Annotated in this window: 23 protein-coding genes; 2 read left to right on the top strand and 21 right to left on the bottom strand. The window is 38.4% G+C overall.

Annotated features, from left to right (window positions below; genetic code table 11):
* Positions 1-103 precede the first annotated feature (103 nt).
* Positions 104-1,186 carry a 3-isopropylmalate dehydrogenase gene (gene leuB, locus A4G16_RS03545; protein ID WP_165888719.1) on the bottom strand — a complete coding sequence of 361 codons (1,083 nt, stop codon included), beginning with the start codon at positions 1,184-1,186 and terminating at the stop codon, positions 104-106.
* Between the two features lie 131 nt (positions 1,187-1,317).
* Between leuB and A4G16_RS03540 the strand changes: the two genes are divergently transcribed.
* Positions 1,318-1,548: a YceK/YidQ family lipoprotein gene (locus A4G16_RS03540; RefSeq protein ID WP_165889894.1), complete on the top strand. Its 231-nt coding sequence runs from the start codon at positions 1,318-1,320 to the stop codon at positions 1,546-1,548.
* Positions 1,549-1,602: 54 nt separating this feature from the next.
* Here the strand turns inward: A4G16_RS03540 and A4G16_RS03535 are convergent, their stop codons facing one another.
* From A4G16_RS03535 to A4G16_RS03515, 5 genes are all read right to left on the bottom strand, one after another.
* Positions 1,603-2,643: an oligopeptide/dipeptide ABC transporter ATP-binding protein gene (locus A4G16_RS03535; protein ID WP_165888718.1), complete on the bottom strand. Its 1,041-nt coding sequence runs from the start codon at positions 2,641-2,643 to the stop codon at positions 1,603-1,605.
* Positions 2,644-2,727: 84 nt separating this feature from the next.
* Positions 2,728-3,621, bottom strand: a complete 894-nt coding sequence (locus A4G16_RS03530; RefSeq protein WP_165888717.1) for an ABC transporter permease subunit — start codon at positions 3,619-3,621, stop codon at positions 2,728-2,730.
* Positions 3,608-4,573, bottom strand: coding sequence for an ABC transporter permease (locus tag A4G16_RS03525; protein WP_165888716.1), 966 nt, complete (start codon positions 4,571-4,573; stop codon positions 3,608-3,610). Before A4G16_RS03525 ends, A4G16_RS03530 begins: the two co-directional genes overlap by 14 nt.
* Positions 4,574-4,576: 3 nt before the next feature.
* Positions 4,577-6,295 (bottom strand): ABC transporter substrate-binding protein, encoded by a 1,719-nt coding sequence (locus A4G16_RS03520; RefSeq protein ID WP_207951342.1) that lies wholly within the window; start codon positions 6,293-6,295, stop codon positions 4,577-4,579.
* Complete coding sequence (locus tag A4G16_RS03515) at positions 6,279-7,241, bottom strand: sigma 54-interacting transcriptional regulator (RefSeq protein ID WP_165888714.1); 963 nt, start codon at positions 7,239-7,241, stop codon at positions 6,279-6,281. The genes A4G16_RS03520 and A4G16_RS03515 overlap by 17 nt, the downstream gene beginning before the upstream one ends.
* A gap of 198 nt (positions 7,242-7,439) precedes the next feature.
* Here A4G16_RS03515 and lpcA point away from each other — a divergent pair, with 198 nt between their 5' ends.
* A complete protein-coding gene (gene lpcA / locus A4G16_RS03510) occupies positions 7,440-8,021 on the top strand; it encodes a D-sedoheptulose 7-phosphate isomerase (protein ID WP_165888713.1) in 582 nt (193 codons plus the stop codon).
* 40 nt (positions 8,022-8,061) lie between these two features.
* On the opposite strand, the gene A4G16_RS03505 is transcribed toward lpcA, so the two are convergent.
* The 15 genes from A4G16_RS03505 to cydD all read right to left on the bottom strand — a co-directional run bounded on the left by A4G16_RS03505 (position 8,062) and on the right by cydD (position 25,480).
* Positions 8,062-8,517: a YcgN family cysteine cluster protein gene (locus A4G16_RS03505; protein ID WP_165888712.1), complete on the bottom strand. Its 456-nt coding sequence runs from the start codon at positions 8,515-8,517 to the stop codon at positions 8,062-8,064.
* Positions 8,518-8,519: 2 nt separating this feature from the next.
* On the bottom strand, positions 8,520-8,840 hold the full coding sequence (locus A4G16_RS03500) for a heavy metal-binding domain-containing protein (RefSeq protein WP_027074740.1): 321 nt from the start codon (positions 8,838-8,840) through the stop codon (positions 8,520-8,522).
* Complete coding sequence (gene rdgB, locus A4G16_RS03495) at positions 8,837-9,436, bottom strand: RdgB/HAM1 family non-canonical purine NTP pyrophosphatase (RefSeq protein WP_165888711.1); 600 nt, start codon at positions 9,434-9,436, stop codon at positions 8,837-8,839. Before rdgB ends, A4G16_RS03500 begins: the two co-directional genes overlap by 4 nt.
* Positions 9,437-9,958 (bottom strand): GNAT family N-acetyltransferase, encoded by a 522-nt coding sequence (locus A4G16_RS03490; RefSeq protein ID WP_165888710.1) that lies wholly within the window; start codon positions 9,956-9,958, stop codon positions 9,437-9,439.
* A gap of 55 nt (positions 9,959-10,013) precedes the next feature.
* Positions 10,014-11,705 carry a nitrate/nitrite two-component system sensor histidine kinase NarQ gene (gene narQ, locus A4G16_RS03485; protein WP_165888709.1) on the bottom strand — a complete coding sequence of 564 codons (1,692 nt, stop codon included), beginning with the start codon at positions 11,703-11,705 and terminating at the stop codon, positions 10,014-10,016.
* Positions 11,706-11,708: 3 nt separating this feature from the next.
* Positions 11,709-12,527 carry a pyridoxal phosphatase gene (locus A4G16_RS03480; RefSeq protein WP_165888708.1) on the bottom strand — a complete coding sequence of 273 codons (819 nt, stop codon included), beginning with the start codon at positions 12,525-12,527 and terminating at the stop codon, positions 11,709-11,711.
* Between the two features lie 87 nt (positions 12,528-12,614).
* On the bottom strand, positions 12,615-13,463 hold the full coding sequence (locus A4G16_RS03475) for an OmpA family protein (protein WP_165889893.1): 849 nt from the start codon (positions 13,461-13,463) through the stop codon (positions 12,615-12,617).
* Between the two features lie 168 nt (positions 13,464-13,631).
* Positions 13,632-15,353: a single-stranded-DNA-specific exonuclease RecJ gene (gene recJ, locus A4G16_RS03470; protein WP_165888707.1), complete on the bottom strand. Its 1,722-nt coding sequence runs from the start codon at positions 15,351-15,353 to the stop codon at positions 13,632-13,634.
* A 215-nt stretch (positions 15,354-15,568) separates the two neighbouring features.
* Positions 15,569-18,001 carry a DNA topoisomerase (ATP-hydrolyzing) subunit B gene (gyrB, locus tag A4G16_RS03465; RefSeq protein WP_165888706.1) on the bottom strand — a complete coding sequence of 811 codons (2,433 nt, stop codon included), beginning with the start codon at positions 17,999-18,001 and terminating at the stop codon, positions 15,569-15,571.
* Positions 18,002-18,199: 198 nt separating this feature from the next.
* Positions 18,200-19,075: a 4-hydroxybenzoate octaprenyltransferase gene (gene ubiA, locus A4G16_RS03460; RefSeq protein ID WP_165888705.1), complete on the bottom strand. Its 876-nt coding sequence runs from the start codon at positions 19,073-19,075 to the stop codon at positions 18,200-18,202.
* Positions 19,068-19,829 (bottom strand): DeoR/GlpR family transcriptional regulator, encoded by a 762-nt coding sequence (locus tag A4G16_RS03455; RefSeq protein WP_165888704.1) that lies wholly within the window; start codon positions 19,827-19,829, stop codon positions 19,068-19,070. The genes ubiA and A4G16_RS03455 overlap by 8 nt, the downstream gene beginning before the upstream one ends.
* A gap of 67 nt (positions 19,830-19,896) precedes the next feature.
* Entirely contained in the window at positions 19,897-21,264 is a 1,368-nt protein-coding gene (gene purB / locus A4G16_RS03450) for an adenylosuccinate lyase (RefSeq protein WP_165888703.1), read from the bottom strand.
* A 33-nt stretch (positions 21,265-21,297) separates the two neighbouring features.
* Positions 21,298-21,927, bottom strand: coding sequence for a high frequency lysogenization protein HflD (hflD, locus tag A4G16_RS03445; protein WP_165889892.1), 630 nt, complete (start codon positions 21,925-21,927; stop codon positions 21,298-21,300).
* 116 nt (positions 21,928-22,043) lie between these two features.
* A complete protein-coding gene (gene cydC / locus A4G16_RS03440; protein WP_165888702.1) occupies positions 22,044-23,711 on the bottom strand; it encodes a heme ABC transporter ATP-binding protein/permease CydC in 1,668 nt (555 codons plus the stop codon).
* Positions 23,711-25,480, bottom strand: a complete 1,770-nt coding sequence (gene cydD / locus A4G16_RS03435) for a heme ABC transporter permease/ATP-binding protein CydD (RefSeq protein ID WP_165888701.1) — start codon at positions 25,478-25,480, stop codon at positions 23,711-23,713. The genes cydC and cydD overlap by 1 nt, the downstream gene beginning before the upstream one ends.
* Between the last annotated feature and the right edge of the window lie 3 nt (positions 25,481-25,483).

The following is a 25,483-nucleotide window of genomic DNA, read 5'->3' as shown; positions in this document are numbered from 1 at the left end:
AAAGCTGAAATTACCGTTACTGAGACTGCTTCGTGCATTCGCTACATAATAATTGGAAAAAAATTTCTTAATTTTGACCGCTTGTTTCATCAAAATGTAAGCATTAGGCTAAAATATTTTTTGCAATAATATCGCCCATTTCCGAAGTTGAAAGTGGTTTGCTTTCATCCGCTAAATCAGCGGTGCGATAACCATCTGCTAAGGCTTTTTGAATCGCAGCTTCAATCGCATCTGCTGCTTCATTTAAGTTAAAGCTATAGCGTAACATCATCGCTGCCGATAAAATCTGGGCAATCGGATTAGCAATATTTTTACCTGCGATATCAGGCGCGGAGCCACCCGCCGGCTCATATAAGCCAAAACCTTTTTCATTCAAACTTGCAGACGGCAACATTCCCATTGACCCCGTGATCATCGCTGCTTCATCAGAAATAATATCACCGAAAATATTTGAACATAATAAAATATCAAAGGATTCAGGGGATTTGATAAGCTGCATTGTCGCATTATCAATATACATGTGTTCTAAGGTCACTTCAGGGAACTCTTTTGCCACTTCTGCTACTGTTTCACGCCATAAAATCGAGCTTTGTAGCACGTTGGCTTTATCCACCGAAGTAACATGTTTTTTACGCTTCATGGCAGATTCAAACGCCACACGGGCAATACGTTCAATTTCATATTTATAATAAACTTCCGTATCAAAAGCTCGGGTTTGTGAACCTTCTCCGTCTCTACCTTTTGGCTGACCAAAATAAATACCACCGGTTAATTCACGCACAACCACCATATCAAACCCTTTTGCCGCAATATCTGCACGTAACGGGCAAAATTTTTCCAGCCCTTTGTAAAGTGCTGCTGGGCGTAAGTTACAAAATAACGCAAAATGCTTACGTAGCGGTAAAAGCGAGCCACGCTCAGGCTGTTCATCTGGCGGTAAATGAGTCCATTTCGGTCCGCCAACTGAACCGAATAAAATCGCATCAGCCTCTTCACAACCTTTTAAGGTATTTTCAGGTAAGGCTTTACCTTGTGCATCAATCGCTGCTCCACCGATATTGTATGCATTAAAATTCAGTTTAAAGCCAAATTTTTGTTGGGTAGCCTCTAATACTTTGATTGCTTGAGCCATCACTTCGGGGCCGATTCCATCCCCAGCCAAAACGGCGATGTTGTAAGTTTGCATATAAAATCCTCTTTAAAATAATAACGTTTGAGTCTGCTACATTCTGCCTTAAAATCGTTTTTTTTAAAATGAGTTTTTCAGCAGACTTCGCAAAAATAGCGTAAAATAGCCGAGTATTTGGAGATTTTTTGATGAAATTAACCGCTTGTAGAACCGTTATCCTACTCTATTTAGTCTTTAATTTGGCTGCTTGTGGCACAATTATCAGCCTGGTTGAGCAGGATTACAGCGTATATGCCGGCGTAACAAAAGATTTTTACGCCATGCAAGAAGGGGGCGCATTCGCTATACTTGCTGTGATCGATTTACCTTTGAGCTTTGTATTAGATACACTGATGCTACCAGTTACTCTAACTCAATAGCACAAGCGATTAAATCAGATATTCGCTGATATGAGCTTGCCCTTTAAATATGAGTTACTCCGATAATTCCGCTACCATCAACGGCATCTGTTCTTGCTGTTTTTTCAATAGATTCTGCTCTCTAAAATTAATTGGAAAATGGCAAGCAAATTCATGCTGTTTAACTTTTACCAATGGTGGTTTATTCACACATTTCTTTTGAGCAAACGGGCAACGTGGTCCTAAACGGCAGCCTATCGGCATTTCTTGTAACATAGGCACTGAACCTCTTAAAGTATTGAGGCTACTTTTAAAGGCTAATGGCTGTGAGAAATCCGGCATACTATTTAATAAAACCCGAGTGTAAGGATGATAAGGTGATTCCAGAATACTTTCCTTATCTGCAATTTCTACCGTTTGTCCACAATAAAGCACATTATAAGAATCTACCCAGTTTTGAATACTCCGCATATCATTACTCACCAATAAAATGGAAGTTCCTAAGTTTTTATTCATACTGGAAAGCAAACGGTAAATTTGCAGCTGAGTAGTCGATTCCATAATATTAGTCGGCTCATCCGCCACTAATAATCTAGGTTGATTGGCTATTGCCATCGCAATCATGACTTTTTGTGCTTCACCTTCAGTAATGTCTTTCGGATAGCTTGTCATAATATCTTGATGATCACGTACGCCTACCCTATGTAACAGCTCAATCGCTTTCTTCTTCTTCCAGCCGAACCATTGCCACCATTTTCCTTTGAAATGAATGGTTTGCATCAATTGTTTGCCTACTTGTTGGCTTGGGTCTAAGCTGGTAAGCGGATCTTGAAACACCATAGAAATCTGGTCACCCACTAATTTTCGCCGCTCTTTCGGAGAAAGTTTTAATAATTCTACATCATTAAAACGAAAGCGATCGGCAGTTACCGTCCATTCGTCTTTGGTAATACCACAGATGACTTTGGCTATCAAACTTTTTCCTGAACCGGACTCTCCTACTAAGCCACAAATTTCTCCCTCATCAAGGGTTAAGTTGATATTATCGACCATTTTCACTCGCCCTTTTGGCGTGTTTATTTCAATACTTAAATGGCGAATATCCAGTAATGCCATAATGTTCCTTATGTGTAAATTTTGACAAAATTAGGACCGCTTGTAGAGTACTACATGCCGCTTTAGGGAAGTGGAGAATATTCTTTATTCCTTTCGATACTTTTCAAACACATTGCTTAAACGAGTACCAAGCATTGTAATTGCAAAAATACTGAAAATAATAGCCAGCCCTGGTAATACAACGGTCCAAGGTGCAACATAAATTAGCTCCATTGATTCTCGGATCATCGCTCCCCATTCAGGCGTTGGATTCTGAGCGCCTAACATAATAAAGCTTAATGCGCTGATATCTAAAACTGCAATCGCAAAAATATGTGATAATTCTTTAATTGCAACGCCAGTTAAATTTGGAATAATCACTTCTCGAATAAGATACCAACGACTTGCCCCATCTAATTTGAGCGTGATGATATATTCTTTTTTTAATTGCTGCTCAGTCGCTTGATAAATTTTATGGATAAAATGTGGCAACATAGCTAAAAAAATCGCCAACATTGCGTTAATCAAACTTGCATCCATTAAGGTAGCAATAATAATGGCAATTAATAAAATCGGCATAAATAAGAAAGTATCAAACAGATGGCTGATAAACCAAAATGAACGCCCTTTTTTTAAACCGGCAATAATTCCAATAAAGCCGCCAAATAAAGCTACCAATCCAGTAATCATTAATGCAGAGCCGACTGTATAATAAAAACCATAGAGAATACGACTTAAAATATCTCGCCCTAAGTCATCTGTTCCTAAAAAATGACTAATTTGCCCCTTTTCATCCCATGACGGAGGCATTAATTCCAAGCCAACAAACTGCTGGTTATAATTATAAGGCGCTAATAAACTTCCGAAAAAAACCAGTATTAATAAAAAAAGAAAAAGATAAAAACTCCCTAGAGCCACCTTATCTTGTCGGAAATAATGCCAGAATTTTTTAAGCAATTCCGTCTCTCTAAATTGTTCGGGTTCTCTAATGAGTTCCATACCAATCCTTTTTCTCTGAAGGGTCTAAAATTACACGAATAAAGCCTGTTATCATATCTACACTGAGCACAAATACCCCTATTGCCACTACACCGGCTGAAATCGCATTGTAATCTTGAATAGCAAGAGCATTAATCAACCAACGACCAATTCCACCCCAACTAAAGATGGTTTCAATCAACATACCAAAGGCAAAAATTAAAATAAAGGTACGGGCGATCATTGGTAAAAGTGAGGGCAAAGTATTACGAAGAATATGTGTTGTCCAAATTCGAAATGGTGTCCAACCACGAGTTTTTGCTACTTTAATATAATTCTGTTTCATCACATAACTGGCTCGAGCCTGAGTAACATGCATCATTTCTAATGTTGCAGGAACAGCTAAAATCAGTGTTGGCAAAGCTAAATGATGTAAAGCATTTTGTATCATCTTTAATTTATATGGACTGTCTGATAGCCAAATATCCAGTAATAAAAATCCGGTTATACTTTCTTTCGGATAAATCGAATGCATTTCATCAATAGCGGCGATCTCCCATTGATGCAAAGAGGCATAATACATTAAAACTAATGCGAGCCAGAATACCGGCACCGCCAAACTTAATGAGCCTAACATATTTAATGCTTTGCCCAGCATATTGTTTTTTTGCGTAGCAGAGAAAAAGCCGAGAGGCACACCTAAAATCAACGAAAGTAGCAATGCCGATAAACAAAGCGTAATCGTTGCCGGAAACACCTGTAAAATCTGAGCTGTCAAAGGCTCACCATTGCTAAAACTAATACCAAAATCACCGGCTAATAGCCCTTTGAGATAGTTAAAATAAGCCCCAAACCAATTCATATCCGTTAAACGATTGAGTGGATCTCGTAGCAAAATATGAAAACTGATAATTGATAGAACAATCAGCGTAATAAATGTCAAAAACATTTTTCGGATTAATGCAGTTAACATAAATTATTGCCCCTTTTTCTTACCTGCTGCAAGTCGCAACTCAGATAATTTTACTTGCCCAAAAGGAGATATTTCTGCATTTTGCACAACATTATCTATTACCAAAACCCGATTAGCATTCACTAAAGGTAAAATCGGTAATTGCTCCTCTAATAATTTTTGTGAAAATTCATATAACAGATGAGACGAGGAAGCATCTTCACTCAAACGAGCCGTTTGTAGCCAAAAATCAAAATCTTCGTTACACCAATTCGACAAATTCGTCACCGTATCCGCCATTTTACAGCTCAATATTGCCTCCAAAAAACTGTTAGGATCTAAGTTGTTCGCCAACCATCCGCCTAAAATCAGATCATAATCGGCGGTTTTATTTTCTAGCTGTTGAACCAAATAAGCCCTACTGACTAGGCGAATATCAACCTCAATTTGCTGTGCGCTCAAATCCGCACGAATCATCTCAGCCATCTTAATCGGATGCGGATTGTACACCCGTTTTTCATCAATTACCCACAATTTCAAGCGGTCATTTTTTGCAAAATTTTTACTGTTTTCGACCGCTTGTTCCCGCTGCTGGTGGGCTAAATATGGGTAACTTTCGGGATTTTTCTTCTGCCAAAGCGCTGTAGGTAACACGTTATCCGCTACTTCGCCTGTGCCGTAGAACAACTTATCGGCAATACGCTGGCGATTGATGCTTTGAGCAATCTTCTGGCGAAAAGGCAAATCTTCACCGATAGGTCTTTGCATATTAAATGCTAAATAAACCAAATTTGCCCCTTTACTGCTGATTAGCCGCTCGTTTTTCAATACCGAAAGTTGGCTTGGCTCAGGGAAAGCAACAATATGGCACTCATTATTCAAAAACTTTGCCATTCGCCCTGTGGCTTCTGTCGAGAAATCCACAATCATATTTTGAATATGCGCCTTTTTTCCCCAATAATATGGATTAGGTTTTAACCTTACTTCATTGTTATTTTCATAACTTTCTAACTGGTAAACCCCAGTCCCAACCGGCAATAAATCCAGTTGTGCTAAATTTTCATCGGCGTTAAGTTGTAGGGCATACTCTTTCGATAAAATCACAGCATATTGGCTGGCAAGATGAGCCAAAATAGATGAATCTGGTTTTGACAGCTCAATCTTAACCACATGTGCGGCAGGAGCGGAAATTCGAACGATTTTATTACGTAAATCAACACTTTCAAAATAAGGATAATAAATCTGTCTTGCGGCTTTTTGGTAAATATAGCTTTGATGTTGATGGTGTAAAGTGCCACTTATATCAGACAAGCTGATTTCGGGCAAATCTGTTGTATTACCCATCATACGGTTTAACGAAAAAACCACATCTTCTGCATTAAATTTACGGGTAGGAGTAAACCATTTTGTCGAATGAAACGACACATTTTTCCGTAAATAAAGTGTAACGACTAAACCATTCTCACTAATAGAATAACGCTCTACCAATGCAGATTCGAGTTGATTCTTTTTCGGATTAAACTCAAATAATTTATCATAAATCTGCTCTGTGACTACGTTCATATTGGAGCTGAGATCTGACTTTTGCGGATTAAACGAAAAGCCCGATGAGGTTGTACAATAAACCAGACTGTTCTCCTGTAATTCTTTAGGTATACTAGGAGCAGCCCAAGCGGTCAAATTTAGAGAAAAATTTGCAAAAAGTGCTAAGAAAACAACCGCTAGTTTATTCATTTTTACCATTTCCGCTTTTTGTTAAACCATATTGGCGTAGCTTATTTGCAACTGCTGTATGCGATAGCCCTAATCGTTGAGCCAATTTTCGAGTACTCGGATATTCTGCATAAAATTTTTGCAACAGTTTTGCTTCATATTGATTCATTAATTCTTCTAACGTCTCATTCCCTGTTTCTATTTCGTCAATTTGGGGGAATTCATTCGGTAAATTTAAATCTTTAACGGCTAAACGCCCCTCATAAGAAAGTGTGCAAGCTCGATAAATCGCATTATAAAGCTCCCTTAAATTACCTGACCAACGATGATTTTGCAGTGCTTGTAAGAATTGCTCATCATATTCCAATTTACTTACGCCTAACTGCTTACTAATGTGAGCAATAAAAGCCTCAGCTAGAAGCGGGATATCCTCTTTTCTCTCTCTTAATGGCGGTAAATCAAGGGTCAATACATTTAAACGATGATAAAGATCTTCTCTGACTTTCCCCTCTACCACCAACTGTGATAATGGTTTTTGCGAGGTGCAAGCCACACGGACATCTACTTGAATTTCTTTATCTTCTCCCACTCGACGGAAAGAACCATCATTTAGAAAACGTAACAACTTTGCTTGCATTTCAAGGGATAATTCAGAAATAGAGTCCAATAACACCGTTCCGCCATTGGCATATTCAAAAAAGCCGATATTTTCTACGCCATTGCCCCGATGCCCAAACATTTCCGACTCAGCTTCTTCTGATGGTAAACCTGCACAATTTACTGCAATAAATTTTTCTGCTCTTCTGCCACTAAAATTATGACAAGCTTTCGCAAATAAGTCTTTTCCTGTACCGGTCTCTCCTTGAATCAATAAAGGGGCATTTAAATTGGCAAATTTTTTAGCCTGTGCTATCACTTGCTTCATTTTTTCCGATTCCCCAATAATTTTTTCAAAACACGCTAGATTTTCCGTCATCAAGAGACTCCCCCCTTATTTGCAAAATTTTGGATGAATAATACCGCTATTTTTTACTTTTGGAAACTTTTGTTTACAACCCAAAAGTATTATTTAGGCTACTTGATTTACAATTTCCTTGAGATCTTCTAAACTTAAGCTACTTTTAATCGCAACAAGCGGTTAAAAAACTTCATTTTTTTGCAAAAGGGGCATCCTATGTATTTAGAACAAATTAAAGCGGAACTTCAAGAAGCTGCAGATGTATTAGATAAATTTATGTCTGATGAAAATAACATTAAACTAATTCAAGAAGCAGCCTTATTGATTTCCAACAGTTTCAAACAAGGTGGCAAAGTGCTTTCTTGCGGGAATGGCGGCTCACACTGTGATGCTATGCATTTTGCGGAAGAATTAACCGGTCGCTACCGCGAGAACCGCCCCGGTTATCCGGCAATTGCGATTTCCGATGTGAGCCATTTAAGCTGTGTAAGTAATGATTTTGGCTATGAATATGTCTTTTCCCGTTATCTGGAAGCGGTTGGACAAAAAGGCGATGTGCTATTCGGTTTATCAACTTCGGGTAATTCTAAAAACGTGCTGAATGCGATTAAAGTTGCAAAAGAAAAAGGGATGAAAGTCATTGCCATGACAGGCAAAGATGGTGGTCAAATGGCAGGATTAGCCGATATCGAAATCCGTGTGCCACACTTCCGTTATGCAGACCGCACACAAGAAATTCACATTAAAGTTATCCATATTTTAATGATGTTAATTGAATTTGAAATGGCAAAAGCTTAACAGTTAAAAGGCGTTTCTAATGAAACGCCTTTTTTGTAATTTAAACCTCATCAATCACAAATTCAAACCAGTCAATAATCTCTTTTTCATGAATACCATTTGGAATAAGAACACCGGCTTTTTGCACTGAGTTCGGATCTTGTGATATAAGCGGATGCCAATCAAACAACGGTTTTCCTTCATAAAGTAGTCGATAAGCGCAGGTTTTCGGCAACCAGCCGAAATCTGGTAAATTCTTTTTAGTGAGTTTAGTACAATCTCTCTCAACCTTAAACCGATTAGCATAATTGCTACAACGCCCTGTTTTGAGATCTAATAAATTGCAAGCAACCGAAGTGTAATAAAGTCTTTCACGCTTGCCTCGTCCTTGAATATATTTCCGGTAGCAACATTTCCCACAACCATCACATAGCGCTTCCCACTCTGCCTCATTCATTTCGAGCAAGTTTTTTTTCTGCCAGAAATCAGGCTCAATGCTGTTTTGATTGATTGTCATAACTAACGCACAACTACTGCCGTGCCTGTTGCTACCACAATAAACATGCCTTTATCACCACCCATTGATTGATACTCGAGAGAGACACCAACAACTGCGTTTGCGCCTACTTTTTTCGCCTCTTTTTCCAGCTCCGCAAGCGCATTTTTTCTGGCACTGTGGAGTTTGCTTTCATAAGCACCAGAGCGCCCGCCAACAATATCAGTAATTCCGGCTAAAAAATCTCGGATAAAGTTCGCCCCTGAAACAACTTCACCAAATACTAATCCTTTATATTCAGTAACAGTTTTTCCTTCAATAGTAGGTGTTGTCGTAATGATCATTTGTTATTTCCTTCTAATTGCTGCTTTAAACTTTTTAGTGCAATAGCTCGATGAGAGATTGCTTTTTTCTCTTTGGTTTCTAATTCTGCAAAGGTGCAATTTTTAGGTGGATAGAAAAAGAGTGAATCGTAACCGAAGCCGTTGTCGCCTCGCTCTTCTTTTAAAATTTCACCGAAGCACTCACCTAATGCAATATAAGGAGTAGGATCGGTTTCGTGTTTTAAAAATACAATACAGCTAACAAATTTTGCTTCTCTGCTTATTTTACCATCCATCTCTACCAATAATTTTCTACGATTATCCGCATCCGTTGCTTCAGCACCGGCATAACGGGCAGAATATAATCCCGGTTCTCCGCCTAATACTTCAACTGACAAACCGGAATCGTCAGCAATTGCTGGCAACCCGGTCATTTTTGCGGCATAACGCGCTTTAATTAGCGCATTTTCCACAAAGGTTAAACCGGTTTCTTCAGGGGAAACAATACCAAATTCACTTTGTGCCACCACATCGAAACCGAATTGCGATAACACATCTGCCATTTCTTTTACTTTACCGGCATTGCCTGTAGCAAGCACTACTTTTGTTCTATTCATTTATGATTCAATCCCTTTTTGGTAAGACATCATTAACAAGGTACGCCATTTATCATTCCCTTGTTCATCTTTTCCCATGTTTGCAATATGAGGAAATCTACCCCACTGTTCAAATCCGTGTTTTTTCATCAGATTTTGGCTCACTTGATTCAGCTCAAATACATACGCCATTAAGGTATGGATATTATGATTGAGCATTTCTGCCTGCATAAATTCAATAATTTTTGAGCCGTAACCTTTCCCTTTTGCTTTACTATCTAAATAGATACTGATTTCAGACGTATGCACAAATGCAGACCGCTCATAAAAAGGTGAAAAACTAAACCAGCCCACTATTCCTGTTTCATCTTCAACTGTCCACAACGGATACTGTTGGCTATTTAGATGAAAGTCAAACCACTCTCTACGGTTCTCTAATGTTGCTAAGTCTAAATCTGCTGTAATCTGATGAGTAGGTATAGCTTGATTGTAAATTGCTAAAATGCTTTCAAAATCCGCTTCTGTTGATTTTCTGATTTGCATTTTCCATCCTTATATTGTACTAATCTATTTCTATTTGCAAAATTCTTGTAAAAAATTACCGCTTGCTCATCATATTCGGCAAAACAATTTGGACTTTCACACCACCACTTTCATGATTCTGGACTGAAAATTCTGCCTTTAATTCAGCCGCCCGCTCTTGCATAATGGTTAATCCATAATGTCCGTCTAATAATGTATTATTCGGTAATCCTTTGCCATTATCTTGGATAATAAGACAATGTTCTCCATCTGCGTTGGTTTCAGCCACAACGTTAATTTCTGTCGCCTCTGAGTGTTTAATCGCATTAATTACTGCTTCCCGAACAATTTGCAGCACATGAACTTGCTGTTGGGCATTAAACAAATGAGAGGGTAATTTACAACTTAAGCGAATCTGTGCTGCAGTTTTTGCTCTTAGCCCTTCAATAATTTTTTCTAATGCCTGCTGTAGATTTGCCTCTTGGATAGTCAACCTAAAGGTGGAAAGCAACTCTCTTAGCTGGCTATAAGCTTCATTCAATGCCTTTTCAAATACGGTTAAAATTTCATTTCTTTTTTCATCGCTTTTCGCTAATTTAAGCAAACTCACTTGAATTTTAAAAAATGTAAGAGACTGTGCTAATGAATCATGCAATTCTCGTGCAATAATAGCTCGTTCTTCCATTAAAACCAATTGTTGCTGCTGCTTTTGCATTTGTACTACATAAAGACTGCGGCCAATCATTTCCGATACGTTTTGAATTAATCGTTCATCAGGACAAAGTAGTGATGGCTTCCAGCGTAATAATCCAAGCTTTTCATTTTCTATTGCAATCTCTAATGAAATCCAGTCTATCTGCGGTTTATTATCTATGGTAACGTTCCAATAATCTGCACCATAAACTTGCAATTCAATACCAAGAAGATGTTCATTATCAAATACTGTTTTCAGCACTTGATTGAGAACATCTTGATTAATCGGCTTAGCTGTCAATAGTTGAGAACATTGATATAAAACTAAAAGCGAACGATTTACCGCCAATAAACGGCGGGTTTTATCCTGAACTTTATCTTCTAAGGAGGTATAAAATTTTAACAACTCATTAGACATGTCGATAAATGTAGCAGAAAGTAAGCCTAATTCATTCGGGTCGTTTACCGCTAACTTAAGATGGCTAAAATCTTTATTTTGTATTTGCAAGCTTGCTTTCACAAGCTGCTTTAATGGACTAATAATATGTTTGCGAGTATACCAAACACCGATATATGCAAGGGCGATAATCAGTAACATTGCAACAGAAATTACGCCTGTTGCAATCTTTAGCTTCAACTCCGCAAATTCTTGAAGCCGCAAAACAAAATCATCAACTTTCTGTACATAAGCCTCAATATGAGCAGCATAGCTGCCTCTATCCCCACGATTTGCATAGGACTGCATTTCATACCAATCTTTTAACAGTTTTTGGTAACTATGCTCAAGATTATTAGGCAATAACCAATTTTTTTTCAGTGAACTCAGCTCGGTTGAATGTAATGTCCGATGATATTCTAATAAACGCTCGGGCAACACTTCTTGCTTTGTATACATTTCCGATAATAAGCGGTAACTTTGCATACGTAATGAACCCGAAACATTAATCAGACTTGCATCAGATTTATTGCTCCACATAATCCCCAATGAGATACCACTAATAATGGAAGCAAATGCAATCATAATTAAAAAATAGAGCCCTATACGGCGAGCAATAGAATCTTTGGGCTTAATCATAATTTAAAGGTTAAAGTGCAGTTTTAATTCATTTGCAATACTATCTTCATTATTAGAGCCGATCGTTTTTTTAGCTTTTTGCTGAACTTCTTCTTCGGAACCGCCCATTGCAATACCCAAGCCTACACTTTCCAACATAGAAATATCATTGAAATTATCTCCAAATGCAATAACTTTCTGTGGTTCAATACCTTCTAATTTCAATAATTCTGCCAATCTTGCCCCTTTACTGTTACCCACACTGGTAATATCAACACGGTCAATCCAAGACCACTCAGGGCTTACTTCGTCAAGCGGTAATTTTTCCACAAATTTTTGCATCTTGGCTAAATCCGGATCGCTAATGAGTACCTTCCAAATTGTTATTCCTTTATCAATTTCTTTTTGGAAATTTTCAACCTGTTGCACATTTGGACGAACTGATTCAGGGCAGGAATCTACCCACTTTTTAAATTTGATAAAATGGTTATTAGGTTCTTCATAAGTCATGGCATCCTGAAAATAAACCGCTGTATGAATACCTTCCAACTGTGCTTCATTAATTAATTTCGTCGCAGTTTCTGGTTTCAACGGATTACCTGTTACCACCTTTTCATTTTTAAAATCATACACATAAGTGCCATTGCAACAAACTACAGGTGTATCTAAACCGAGCTCCGCATAATAAGGACGCACCGCCGTGTGATGTCTGCCTGTAACAAAATATACTTTGATTCCCTTTTCTCTTACCTTTTGAATAGCCAATTTACTTGACTCTAAAATAGTAGCATTGGATGAAAGTAACGTTCCGTCTAAATCAAAAGCAATAGCTTGATAACTCATAGCATTCTCCTAGAAAGTAAAAAGTAAAAGAAAAGGCAACCTATTGGTTGCCTTTCTATTCTACTCTAAGTTAATCAAAACTAGAAATTATTTACTGCCGTTATATGCAGGAGTTTGGTAAAGCGGAGCCGGACCATTAGGACCTGCAACATTACCACCATCTTGTTGTTTAATTACGCCACCATTTGCAGAAATTTCTACGCGACGGTTAGGACGTAAACAATCTTTTAACGCTTTACCGCTTTCGCCATCACACGCTTTTACTTGATTTGCTTTACCATAACCAACAGCTTCAATTTGTGCATTAACACCTTGTTGAATTAAGCGTGCTTTTACCATATTTGAACGACGTTGTGATAAATCTAAGTTGTATTCAGCAGAACCTAAGCGATCTGTGTAACCTGAAACTTTAACTTGTTGAGCTTTAGATGATTTTAATTGTTCAGCTACATTATCAACAACTTCTTTACCTTTGGTTGTTAAAGTATCTTTATCGAAGTCAAATAAGAAATCACCCGTTAAGTTGAATGATGAATTACCGTTACAACCATTCGGATACCAGAAGAAGCTTTGTGCATTCATATTTTTATCAAATAAGATTTTATACTGACAAATTTTATGAACACCATTTTCACGATAGTTAAATGCATAATCCCACTCACGCACACCATATAAACCCTCTTCAAAGTGTGGGCGACCGATTAGGTTATATAGTTGATCTTTGTTCATACCTTTTTCAATTTGGCGAACATTTTCCCAATTTGGCCATGAACCAAATTGCGAACCATCGTGGTTGAATTCAGATTCTGAGATTTTTGGGAATACCGGATTTTCAGTTGTCCCTTCATCACTTACTTTGCTTAAATTACCACATGCAGCCACTGCAAGAGCTACCGTCGATAATAATAAACCACGGAAAAGTACTGTTTTCTCCATTTTCATATAGTTTCCTTATTAGTTTCCTTAATTAAATACCATCTAAAAAATTGCTTACAACTTTACAACCAATAAAAGCTGTATACGCACAGATTTTACAATAGAAATTGGATTAATTCTAACTAATTCTCTTAAATTTATGTAAATTACATCTATATGTAAAATCACTTAAATATAATGCAAATACTCTACTTTCAACTGTAAAAATTTATTCCCGCGAAATTCATTCACGTCCAGCTTATAAACTAATTTTGCTCTTTTAACAGACAAATCGGGAAAAAAACGAACATCAACATTAAACCATATTGCATCTAATAACTGTCCAGAGCTTGACTCTAACATTAATTTCAAATGCTTACCTGCCAGTAATTTCTGTTGAAGAATTTTAAACTCACCTTCAAAACTCGGTTCTGGGAAATGCTGTCCCCATGGGCCTGCTTGACGTAACATTTCAGCACATTCTAAATTAAACTCTTGGGCGGTAAGTTCCCCATCGGTATAAATAATGCCTTGTAGTTGCTCAGGCTCTAAAATTTCATCAATAGCCTCATCAAAAACTTGCTTAAATAAATCTAACTTAGATTGATGAATAGTGAGCCCGGCAGCCATCGCATGCCCACCAAATTTTGTGATTAACTCTGGATTTTGAAGATCAATATGCTCTAAAAGATCTCTTATATGCACACCTGAAATAGAACGAGCTGAACCTTTTAGATATTCACTTTCATCACTTTCTTGTGCAAAAGCAATCACAGGACGGTTAAATTGATCTTTGATACGTGAAGCAAGAATGCCCAGAACTCCTTGATGCCAATCAGGCTGATACAACACTATCCCATGAGCTTGTTCTGACTGATTAAGGCTTGGTAGCTCAGCACAAATTGCCAATGCTTCAGTTTTCATCTCAAGCTCAAATTCTTTTCGAGTCTGATTCAAGGAGTCTAGTTCAAAAGCTAACTTACGAGCAGTCTCCATACTATCCGATATCAATAGCTCAACCCCTAAAGACATATTTTCTAATCGGCCTGCTGCATTTAGTCTCGGTGCTATTGCAAATCCTAAATCAGCTGCTTGTAGTGTTGAAAGATCCCTTTTTCCAACTTCTGCTAAGGCTTTTATTCCAAATCGACAATTGCCTGAGCGAATTCTCATTAACCCTTGATGAACCAAAATACGGTTATTTTGATCTAACGGCACAACATCCGCCACAGTCCCCAATGCTACTAAATCTAACAACTCAGCAAAATTAGGTTCAGGTGTTTTTTCAAATAACTTTTGCTCACGCATACGAGCACGCAATGCCATCATGACATAAAAAATAACCCCAACCCCCGCTAATGACTTAGAAGGAAAAGCACAGAAAGAGAGATTCGGATTAACCATAGCATCTGCATTCGGTAACATTTCCGCCGGTAGATGGTGATCAGTGACCAAAACATTTATATTTTTACTTTTTAATAAATCAATGCCTTCAAAAGAGGAGATACCATTATCTACTGTTAATACTAAATCCGCTCCCTTTTCCAATACCATTTCAGCAACAGCAACGCTTAAACCATAACCTTGTGAAAAACGGTCCGGAATTAAATAATCGACTTGCCTAAACCCAAGTTGACGTAAAGCTGTTATCGCCAAAGCAGTACTGGTTGCACCATCAGCATCAAAATCCCCAACGATCACAATCCTGCTTTGAGTATGATAGGCATCCAGCAATAAATCCACAGCCTGTTCAATATTAGCAAGCTGCTGCGGACGGTATAAATGTTGCAAGGTATGTTCTAATTCTTGAACTGATTTTATTCCCCTACTTTGATAAATACGGTTAAGCAATCTATTAGGAGAAAGTATTTCTGTTGTGAGTAAAGGACGTTGTTTAATTAATTTTTCCACAGTATTCTTCTTTCATTATAAATAATTGGGGTTTAACGATCATTGAGAACCAAGTCAGAAGGTAAGGTTATGTTTATAACGGAGTTTTAAATTAAAAAAGTTACTAGCGTTATAAGAATAAGGCCAGTAACTTTTCTCTACTATTACACAACTTTACGTAATTTATTAAAAAGAAGCTGAGCTATTTCGCTACTTTTTAAATAAATTATCAAAGACTAGATATCTAGCTGAGCATACAACGCATTAGTTTCGATAAAATCTCGACGAGGCTCAACCTCATCCCCCATTAAGGTACTGAATAGTTTGTCTGCCGCAATTGCATCGGTGATATTCACCTGCAACATTTTACGAGCAACCGGATCCATTGTGGTTTCCCATAACTGCTCAGGATTCATCTCACCTAATCCTTTATAGCGTTGAATGGTTAAACCTTTGCGGGATTCTTTCACTAACCAATCCAAAGCCTCCGCAAAGCTGCTGATTTCTTGGCGGCGTTCGCCACGCACTACATAGGCAGAATCTGAGAGTAAATCATTTAACTCATTGCCTAATGCAACGATACGGGCATACTCATTACCGCTAATGAAATTAAAATCTAAACGGTAGGTCGTATCCATACCGTGAGTGGTCACCACAATTTCAGCTTCATAGACTTGACGTTCTTCATTAAATACCGTACCCGCACGGTAGAAACTACCACCTACTTCTTTTTCCATTAATTTTGCCACAAACTGCTCGCTCCAAGCGGTCATATTTGCCTGATTTTTTGCAAATTCTACCGATAACGCAGGAGAATAAATCAGCTCGTTTAATAGCAGAGTCGGATAACGACGACTTAAACGTTCAATTAATTTTTGTACATTGTTATACTGCGAAATCAGATTTTCTAACGCTACACCACTTAATGCTGGGGCATCATTGCTCACATATAAACCTGCACCTTCAAGGGCAATATCAATTTCATACTGCGACATTTCATCGTTATCTTGAATATAACGCTCTTGTTTGCCTTTTTTAACTTTATAAAGCGGTGGCTGAGCGATATAGATATAACCGTTTTCAATCAACTCCGGCATTTGACGATAGAAGAAAGTTAATAAAAGCGTACGAATGTGCGCACCATCCACATCAGCATCGGTCATAATGATGATTTTGTGGTAACGCAATTTTTCCAGATTATAGTCATCACGCCCAATGCCTGTGCCTAATGCAGTAATTAAAGTTGCGACTTCTTGAGAAGAAAGCATTTTGTCAAAGCGAGCTTTTTCTACGTTTAGGATTTTACCTTTCAGTGGCAAAATTGCTTGATTTTTACGATCACGACCTTGTTTTGCCGAACCGCCCGCAGAGTCCCCCTCCACCAAGTAAAGTTCAGATAATGCCGGATCTTTTTCCTGACAATCGGCTAACTTGCCCGGCAGCCCACCTAAATCTAACGCCCCTTTACGACGCGTCATTTCACGGGCTTTACGAGCAGCTTCTCTCGCACGAGCAGCATCAATAATTTTAGTAACAATGTTTTTCGCATCGTCCGGATTTTCTGCCAAATACTCTGCCAAGGCTTCGTTCATAGAGCTTTCCACTGCCCCACGTACTTCTGAAGAGACTAATTTATCCTTGGTTTGCGATGAGAATTTTGGATCCGGCACTTTCACCGAAATCACCGCCACTAAGCCTTCACGTGCATCATCACCAGAGGCATCAATATTGGCATCCGCTTTTTTTAGCACGCCGCTGTTATCCATATAGTTTTTCAAGGCACGAGTTAAAGCACCACGGAAACCGGCTAAGTGCGTACCGCCATCACGTTGTGGAATATTGTTGGTGAAACAGTAAACGTTCTCATTGTAGCTGTCATTCCATTGCAATGAAATTTCCACCCCAATGCCGTCTTTTTCGGTTGAAAGATAAAATGGAGTGTTATGAATATGGGTTTTGCCTTCGTTTAAATATTCTACATAGGCTTTAATACCACCCTCATATTTGAAGTGCTCTTCTTTACCATCACGCTCATCAATTAATTTAATTGACACTCCAGAATTAAGGAAAGACAATTCACGCAAGCGTTTAGATAAGATTTTGTATTCAAATTCGGTTTTATTTTTGAAGATATCTAAACTCGGCCAGAAACGAACCGCTGTACCCGTTTTTTCGGTATTACCGATAACCGTTAATGGTGCATCCGGCTCACCAAGGCTATAAAATTGCTCATGAACATGACCTTCACGGCGAATGGTAAGCTGTAATTTTGAAGAAAGTGCATTTACCACCGACACACCTACACCATGTAAACCACCCGATACTTTATAAGAATTATCGTCAAATTTACCACCGGCGTGCAGTACGGTCATAATAACTTCTGCTGCAGAAACACCTTCTTCCGGGTGAATACCGACAGGAATACCACGACCATCATCTTGTACGGAAACTGAATTATCTGAATGAATAGTGACAATAATATCTTTACAATGCCCTGCTAATGCTTCATCAATCGCATTATCCACAACCTCAAACACCATATGGTGCAAGCCTGTGCCATCGTCCGTATCGCCGATATACATTCCCGGACGTTTACGCACAGCATCTAAGCCACGTAAAACTTTAATACTTGAAGAATCATAACTTGTTGTTTGATTTTGTTCAGACATTCTTATTCCTACTATTTTAAAATGGAAAAAATTGGGTCGATTATAGCAGAAAAATGCAAGAAAGTATCGTAAAACAAGCGGTTAAATTTCTTTAGGAATTTGCAAATTCCAGATGAAATTTAACCGCTTGTAGAAGCAACTCATCATTCGCCAAAGTAGATTTTAAAAGGCGAAAATTATTTTGCCCTAAAAAATAGATTAAAAATAAATCCCTACCAAAATTGCAGCAAAAACGCCTAAGCCGAAATAGTGGTTATTTAAGAACGCTTTAAAGCATTCACTACGTTCTCGTTTTTTGGTTAGCCAACATTGGTAGATAAAGAGTGTGGCACTTAACGCCAAGACAATAAAATAGCCGATATGGTAATTTTTAATTACGCCTAATAATCCCAATAAAATCAGGGCAGTGAACTGTAATAAGGCAATGATTTTATTATCATATTGAGCAAATAAAATCGCAGTAGATTTCACCCCAATTCGCAAGTCGTCATCTCTATCAACCATTGCATATTGGGTGTCATAAGCAACTGTCCACGCTAAATTTGCCAAAAATAATAACCAACACTCAAGTGGTAGCGATTCACTTACTGCACCAAACGCCATTGGGATTGCCCAACCAAATGCCATACCAAGCACCACTTGTGGTAAATGAGTAAAGCGTTTCATAAAAGGATAGATAACCGCTAAAAACACCGCCACAAAAGAGAGCAAAAACGCATATCGGTTAAGCATTAAATCAAGTAAGAAAGCAAAAATTAATAAGACAGCAAAAATGATTTTAGCCTCTGTAGTTGAAACCCTCCCTGTTGCCAATGGACGTTGTGAAGTGCGTTTAACATGCCCGTCAATTTCTCTGTCTGCATAATCATTAATCACACATCCAGCTGCTCGCATAACAATCACACCAAGAATAAAAATAATCAGTGTAGATACGGGAGGCATTCCATTTGCCGCTACAAATAATGCCCAAAGCGTTGGATGCAACAATAATAGTGTGCCGATAGGTTTGTCAAACCGCATAAGCTGAGCATAAGCAATCCATTTTTGCTTAGAAAAAAAAGTCTCGTTATTCATTACAAATTTTGACGATAACATCCGATTGATTTAAATGGTTTTGTAATTCTAGCGGTAAATAGGTATCTGTAAACAAATAATTTACTTCTTTAACATTTCCTAAACGAACAATAGCATTACGACTGAATTTTGAGTGATCGGTCACTAAAACCACTTGTCTGGAACATTCCATTAAAGCCCGCTTAACTTGCACTTCGTGATAATCGTAGTCCAACATTGAACCGTCTAAATCTACCGCACTAATGCCTAAGACACCAAAATCCAATCTAAATTGATTAATAAAACGCACAGTTTCTTCACCGATCAAACCACCGTCTGTTCTTAAGCTACCACCTGCAACCGTAATTTGACAATCCGGATTCTGCATTAAAATATGAGCTGCATTTAAGTTGTTGGTGACTACTTTTAAATTTTTATGTTGTCTTAAGGCAAAAGCCACCGCTTCCGATGTAGTGCCAATATCTAAAAAAACTGAAGCCCCATTTGGAATGAGTTTTGCCACTTGCTGAGCAATAGCATTTTTTTCTTGTGAGAAAAACTGTTTACGGTGAGTATAATCACTATTTTCCGTATTAGATGGCGCCGCAGCCCCACCATGATGACGGCGGATCAAATTGTTTTCCGCCATTTCATTTAAATCTCGACGAATGGTTTGCGGACTCACTTTTAACACTGTAACTAATTCTTCCGTGCTGACATATCCAAGCTGGTTTACTAAGTCAATTATTTTTTTATGTCTATTTGCCTGTTTCATATTTCTTCCTTTTGCAAAATAAATACAGAAAAAGACCGCTTGCAAGCGGTCTATTTTGGGCTAAATTTTACAATTGATCGACCAATTCAACAGCATAGCCGATATAAGTAGCCGGAGTCATCTCTTTCAAGCGAGCTTTCTCTGTTTCAGGGAGAGCCAACTTCTCGATAAACTCACGCATTGCCACTTCATCTACCCGTTTACCACGCGTTAACTCTTTTAATTTCTCATATGGTTTTTCAATACCATAACGACGCATAACTGTTTGAATCGGCTCTGCCAATACTTCCCAATTTTGATTTAATTCATCACGTAAATGTTGTTCATTCACCTCTAATTTACTGATACCTTTTAAGGTTGAAGCATAGGCAATTAAGGCATATCCTAAACCAACACCTAGATTACGTAATACTGTTGAGTCAGTTAAGTCGCGCTGCCAGCGAGAAATCGGCAATTTTTGCCCTAAGTGTGTCATCACCGCATTCGCTAAGCCTAAATTACCTTCTGAATTTTCAAAGTCAATCGGGTTTACTTTATGTGGCATAGTACTAGAGCCAATTTCTCCTGCAATAGTGCGTTGTTTAAAATGATTTAACGCAATATAGCCCCACATATCACGGTCAAAATCAATAATAATCGTGTTGAAACGTGCCACACAATCAAAGAACTCGGCAATATAATCGTGCGGTTCAATTTGCGTAGTATAAGGGTTCCATGTTACCCCTAATGATTCCACAAACTCTTGGCTAAAAGTATGCCAATCCACATCAGGATAAGCGGATAAATGCGCATTGTAATTCCCTACCGCGCCATTGATTTTAGCTAAAATTTCTAAATTTTCTAACTGCTTATATTGACGTTGTAAACGATAAGCTACGTTTGCCATTTCTTTACCGATCGTTGTCGGGCTGGCCGGCTGGCCGTGGGTACGAGAAAGTAAAGGAATATGTTGATAGCGTTTGGCTAAATCTACCACGGCATTGATCAATTTTTTCCATTCAGGTAATAATACTTCTTCACGAGCCGCTTTTAGCATTAACGCATGGGAGGTGTTGTTAATATCTTCTGAAGTACAGGCAAAATGAATAAATTCATTAACCGCTTGTAACTCGGGTAAAGCATCACATTTTTCTTTTAAGAAATACTCTACAGCTTTTACATCATGGTTAGTTGTACGCTCAATTGCTTTGATACGATTTGCATCTTCTAATGAGAAATTAGCCACAATTTGATTTAAGTAATCGTTTGCTTTTTCAGAAAACCCCGGAACTTCCTTAATTTGTGCGTGAGATGCCAATTTCTGTAACCAGCGCACTTCAACCGTCACTCTGAATTTTAATAGACCAAATTCACTAAAAATCGGGCGAAGACTCGCCACTTTATCTTGGTAGCGGCCATCAATTGGGGATAATGCTGTTAACGCAGTCAGTTCCATTATTTAGTATTCTCCAAATAGATAAATGTGTAATTAAATTTGACGATAAAGTTGCTGTGCTTGATTAAAAATTTTCTTACGAGAAAATAAAAATTGCCAACGGCTACCGCCCACTTGTTGCCATAAAATCGCAGCACGAATCCCGGCAAGCAAAGAAGCACGAATTTTATGCTGAATATCTGGGCGAACTAAATAGTCTTGTAAGCCCACCACATGGATTTTGTTCCCTAACGGACTAATAACATCGCTATAAATGGCCGCCAAATTAGCAATCATTTGATCGGCTAAGATATTATCTTCATACAACGATAATTGACGTTCAACTTGTTGTAAACGCTGGGCTAATTGCTGCTTGGCTTGTGGATTTTTATTTAGCTTTTGGCTTAATGCAATCAGACTTATCCAATAACGACCGATCTCCGTATCTAATTTCCCGTTACCACCACTTGTTTGTGATAATGCTGTTTCAAGCCCGATTTTTAAATGTGAAATTGAATCGCCAAATACGCTTAATGCCGATTCAGGCTGGGTAACTAATAAGCTACGAATGGAATGCTCAAAAACCTCTCTATCTGCTACACCTTTATGAGCAAACTGTTGCACTAAAGTTGCTGCTTGGCATACGCCGGCATAAGCAAGGGTAATATCGTGATAATCCGTCATATTGTATAAATGTAATCCCATAAATCAATAAAAGAGAATATAGCATTTTTTCCCTTTATTTTGAATGCTAAAAGGCATTTATCCGCAAAAAAGATAAATGCCTTTGGGTTATTGTTTTAATTCAGTAATCGCCCGTTATCTATTCGATAAATCACATCAAATTTCTCTAATGCACTTTGACGGTGAGTGATCATCAATAAAGTGCGATCTTTACAATGCGTAAGAATTAAATTTAAGATCTGCTGCTCGGTTTCCCGATCCAACCCTTCAGTCGGTTCATCTAATAACACTAATTCAGCAGAACTCAGTAATAAACGGGCTAAGCCTAAACGGCGCTGTTCACCACCGGAAAGCGGTCTGCCACCTTCACCAAGCCAAAGTTTTAAACCCTCTGTTTCAAGCAAATAGCCTAAACCGACCTTTTCCACAATTTCAATCATTTGAGCTTCAGTTGCTGCTGCATTGCCCATCAATAAATTATCCTTCAAGGTCTGGCTAAAAATATGGACACGTTGGCTAAGCGTGACTAATTTTGAACGCAAAGTCAGTTCTGAAAAATCTTCAATTTTGCAATTATTTAACCAAATTTGACCGCTTGTTGGCTCATAATTACGATTTAATAGCTGGAAAATAGTTGATTTACCGCTGCCCGTTTTACCTAAGATAGCCATTTTTTGCCCTTTTAGCACCTCAAAAGAAAGTTGGTTTAGCACCTTTTGCTCACCATTTAAGTAGCGGAAATCCACCTGTTCAAAGCGGACGAGCGTTTGATTTTTCTCTAAATTTTGCCATTCTGCTGAACCATTAAATTGCACGTTCGGCTGTTGTTCAGTAATTTCATTTAAACGTTCGGCTGCAGTAATCAGCTGCCCTAAATGCAAAAAGGCAATGCCAATCGGAGCAAGGATTTCATTTGATGCCAACACACAAAAAATCACTAAAGCAATTAAAGCTTCCGGATATTCGGCACTCGGCACATTAATTGCGCTAGCAACCAAATAAATAACCACACAAGTTAAAATACCGTTTGAAAGCATTAACAGGCTGCTTGATAAACCTGAAAGCTGACTTTCTTTACTTTGTGCATTCAACCATTTACGTTCGATTTCTTGTAGTTTTTCGCTGGCTTGATTTAAATTACCGAAAAGGAGAAATTCGGCATTGAACTGCACCCATTCAATAAATTGGCTGCGATAATTTGCTCGATTTTGAATAGCATGTCGCCCTAATTTCATGCCTAATCGGTAAAAAACGGCAGGAATAACCAATAAAAGGAATAATAGGCTGCCACAAATAATCAGCATTAGCTTAATGGATACAAAAGACAGTCCAAATGCCATAAAGGCAATAATCATGACTGCGCTGACAAAAGGCGATACCAAATTAAGATAAAGCGTGTCTAAAGTGTCCACATCCGCCACTAAACGGTTGAGTAGCTCGCTGTTTCTGAAACGATTTAAACCGCTTGGGCTAAGAGGGATCAGCTTTTTAAATACACTCACCCTCAAATTTGCCAACACACGAAAGGTCGCATCGTGTGTAACCAAGCGTTCAAGGTAACGTGAAGCAGTACGTCCGATAGCCAAACCTCTCACCCCTGATGATGGGTAGAAAAAGTTAAACGTAATAGCAGAGCCGGCTAAAAAAGAAGCTGCTAAAAACCAGCCCGATAAACTGAGCAAACCGATGCTGGCAGCAAGACTTAAGATTGCAAGCACGATCCCTAACAACAAACGCCCGAAATGAGTACGATAGAGAGAAAAAAATGGAAAAAGTGCTTTCATTAGCGTTCTCCCTGATGAACTAATTCGTTATTTAACAGCTCTGCAAAAAAGCCTGTGTGTTCTAATTCGGCAAAAGTACCTTGTTGAATAATCTGTCCTTGCTTCATCACCCAAATTTCATCGCATTGGGTTAAATCTTCAACACGATGGGTAATCATCAAAGTAGTTTGCTGACGACTTAAATGGTGTAATGCCGCTAAAACTTGTTGCTCAGAATCCATATCAAGACTTGCAGTTGGCTCATCTAACAATAATAATTGATAAGGACGTAATAAGGCTCGAGCAATCGCAATACGTTGTGCCTGTCCACCTGAAATGCCGATATTACTATCTTGAACTTGATGATCTAAACCTAAACGCTCAACAAACTCATCTGCTTTAGATAAGTGCAAAGCATTGGCTAATTCCGTTTCAGTCGCATTCGAATTACCAAGCAAAATATTCTCTTTTAAAGAACCTCGTATTAATTGCGGGTTCTGCCCTACCCAAGCCAGCTTAGTCCTCCACTCACTTAAATTTAGCTCACGTAACTCAACACCATTAATGCTAACGCTCCCTTCATAAGGTAAGAAGCCAAGTAACATATTCATCAAAGAACTTTTGCCCGCGCCACTTTGTCCTACCAGCGCAATATGCTGATGAGCATTCAAGGTAAAAGTAAGCGGCTGGGTTAACGCCTTACCTTGTGGTGAAAGGATCACACAATCTTCTGCTTGAATAACAAGCGGTTGATTTTGTAATTTTTTTTGCAAATCGCTGGAAGTTTGCGTTTTTACCTCTTCTTTTAAAAAACTTTCAATACTGTCTGCCGCACTAATAGCAGCCGCTTTATCATGGTAGAAAACCCCAAGCTCACGCATAGGTTGATAAAATTCCGGTGCCATCATTAAACAGAAGAAACCGACAAAAAGCGTGACATTCGTACCATAATACCCAAAATCCAGCTCTCCCAAATAGATGAAACCAAAGTAAACTGCCATTACCGCCACCGAAATCGCTGTAAAAAACTCTAACACTGCAGACGATAAAAAGGCCATTTTCAACACATCCATTGTACTGATGCGAAAATCTTCTGTGCTTTGATAAATCTGCTCGGTCTGCTTTTCAGCCTGACCAAACAAACGAATAGTTTCCAAGCCTTTAAGCTTATCTAAAAACTGACCGCTGATGCGAGAAAGAATGCCAATATTGCGTTGGTTAGCTTCCACCGCTTTAATTCCTGCCAAGATCATAAAAAGTGGTAGTAGTGGCATTGTAGCAAATAAAATAACGCCTGCCGCCCAGTTAATCGGAAAGACAAAACAAAGAATAACCAGCGGTATAATTAGCGATAAAAATTGTTGTGGTAAATAACGAGCATAGAAATTATGCAGATTTTCCACCTGCTCAAGCATAAGAGTTGCCCAACTCCCCGCCGGTTTTTGTTGAATGGTCATCGGCCCCACGGCTTCCATTTTGGTTAAAATTTGTTGCCGAAGATGAAATCTCAGCACTTGCCCGGCTTTAAACCCCACACGTTCACGCATAAAAATCAACAAAGCTCTACCAATAAAACAGAGAAACAATAAACCAATTTCTGTCAAAAAGGTTGTTGAGCTTTGGTGCTGCACAATCATTTTCTGCAATACTGTTGCAAGCAGCCACATTTGCCCGATCATCAATAAACTGCTGATTATCCCTAACAGCACATTTATGTGCATATATTTTTTTATAACTTTTTGCTGACTTTTGAGCCATTTTTGTAGTTCGCGTTGGCGTTGTTTTTCCATAAT

It is taken from the genome of Mannheimia granulomatis, from assembly GCF_011455695.1.
Lineage (GTDB): Bacteria > Pseudomonadota > Gammaproteobacteria > Enterobacterales > Pasteurellaceae > Mannheimia > Mannheimia granulomatis_A.
Note: the sequence above shows the minus strand (reverse complement) of the source record. Positions and strands in the feature narration are given on the sequence as shown.

Bases quoted from the DNA above. Each gene is read 5' to 3' on its own strand.
- leuB (WP_165888719.1), bottom strand. From the start codon at position 1,186: ATGCAAACTTACAACATCGCCGTTTTGGCTGGGGATGGAATCGGCCCC.
- A4G16_RS03540 (WP_165889894.1), top strand. From the start codon at position 1,318: ATGAAATTAACCGCTTGTAGAACCGTTATCCTACTCTATTTAGTCTTT.
- A4G16_RS03535 (WP_165888718.1), bottom strand. From the start codon at position 2,643: ATGGCATTACTGGATATTCGCCATTTAAGTATTGAAATAAACACGCCA.
- A4G16_RS03530 (WP_165888717.1), bottom strand. From the start codon at position 3,621: ATGGAACTCATTAGAGAACCCGAACAATTTAGAGAGACGGAATTGCTT.
- A4G16_RS03525 (WP_165888716.1), bottom strand. From the start codon at position 4,573: ATGTTAACTGCATTAATCCGAAAAATGTTTTTGACATTTATTACGCTG.
- A4G16_RS03520 (WP_207951342.1), bottom strand. From the start codon at position 6,295: ATGGTAAAAATGAATAAACTAGCGGTTGTTTTCTTAGCACTTTTTGCA.
- A4G16_RS03515 (WP_165888714.1), bottom strand. From the start codon at position 7,241: ATGACGGAAAATCTAGCGTGTTTTGAAAAAATTATTGGGGAATCGGAA.
- lpcA (WP_165888713.1), top strand. From the start codon at position 7,440: ATGTATTTAGAACAAATTAAAGCGGAACTTCAAGAAGCTGCAGATGTA.
- A4G16_RS03505 (WP_165888712.1), bottom strand. From the start codon at position 8,517: ATGACAATCAATCAAAACAGCATTGAGCCTGATTTCTGGCAGAAAAAA.
- A4G16_RS03500 (WP_027074740.1), bottom strand. From the start codon at position 8,840: ATGATCATTACGACAACACCTACTATTGAAGGAAAAACTGTTACTGAA.
- rdgB (WP_165888711.1), bottom strand. From the start codon at position 9,436: ATGAATAGAACAAAAGTAGTGCTTGCTACAGGCAATGCCGGTAAAGTA.
- A4G16_RS03490 (WP_165888710.1), bottom strand. From the start codon at position 9,958: ATGCAAATCAGAAAATCAACAGAAGCGGATTTTGAAAGCATTTTAGCA.
- narQ (WP_165888709.1), bottom strand. From the start codon at position 11,705: ATGATTAAGCCCAAAGATTCTATTGCTCGCCGTATAGGGCTCTATTTT.
- A4G16_RS03480 (WP_165888708.1), bottom strand. From the start codon at position 12,527: ATGAGTTATCAAGCTATTGCTTTTGATTTAGACGGAACGTTACTTTCA.
- A4G16_RS03475 (WP_165889893.1), bottom strand. From the start codon at position 13,463: ATGGAGAAAACAGTACTTTTCCGTGGTTTATTATTATCGACGGTAGCT.
- gyrB (WP_165888706.1), bottom strand. From the start codon at position 18,001: ATGTCTGAACAAAATCAAACAACAAGTTATGATTCTTCAAGTATTAAA.
- ubiA (WP_165888705.1), bottom strand. From the start codon at position 19,075: ATGAATAACGAGACTTTTTTTTCTAAGCAAAAATGGATTGCTTATGCT.
- A4G16_RS03455 (WP_165888704.1), bottom strand. From the start codon at position 19,829: ATGAAACAGGCAAATAGACATAAAAAAATAATTGACTTAGTAAACCAG.
- purB (WP_165888703.1), bottom strand. From the start codon at position 21,264: ATGGAACTGACTGCGTTAACAGCATTATCCCCAATTGATGGCCGCTAC.
- hflD (WP_165889892.1), bottom strand. From the start codon at position 21,927: ATGACGGATTATCACGATATTACCCTTGCTTATGCCGGCGTATGCCAA.
- cydC (WP_165888702.1), bottom strand. From the start codon at position 23,711: ATGAAAGCACTTTTTCCATTTTTTTCTCTCTATCGTACTCATTTCGGG.
- cydD (WP_165888701.1), bottom strand. From the start codon at position 25,480: ATGGAAAAACAACGCCAACGCGAACTACAAAAATGGCTCAAAAGTCAG.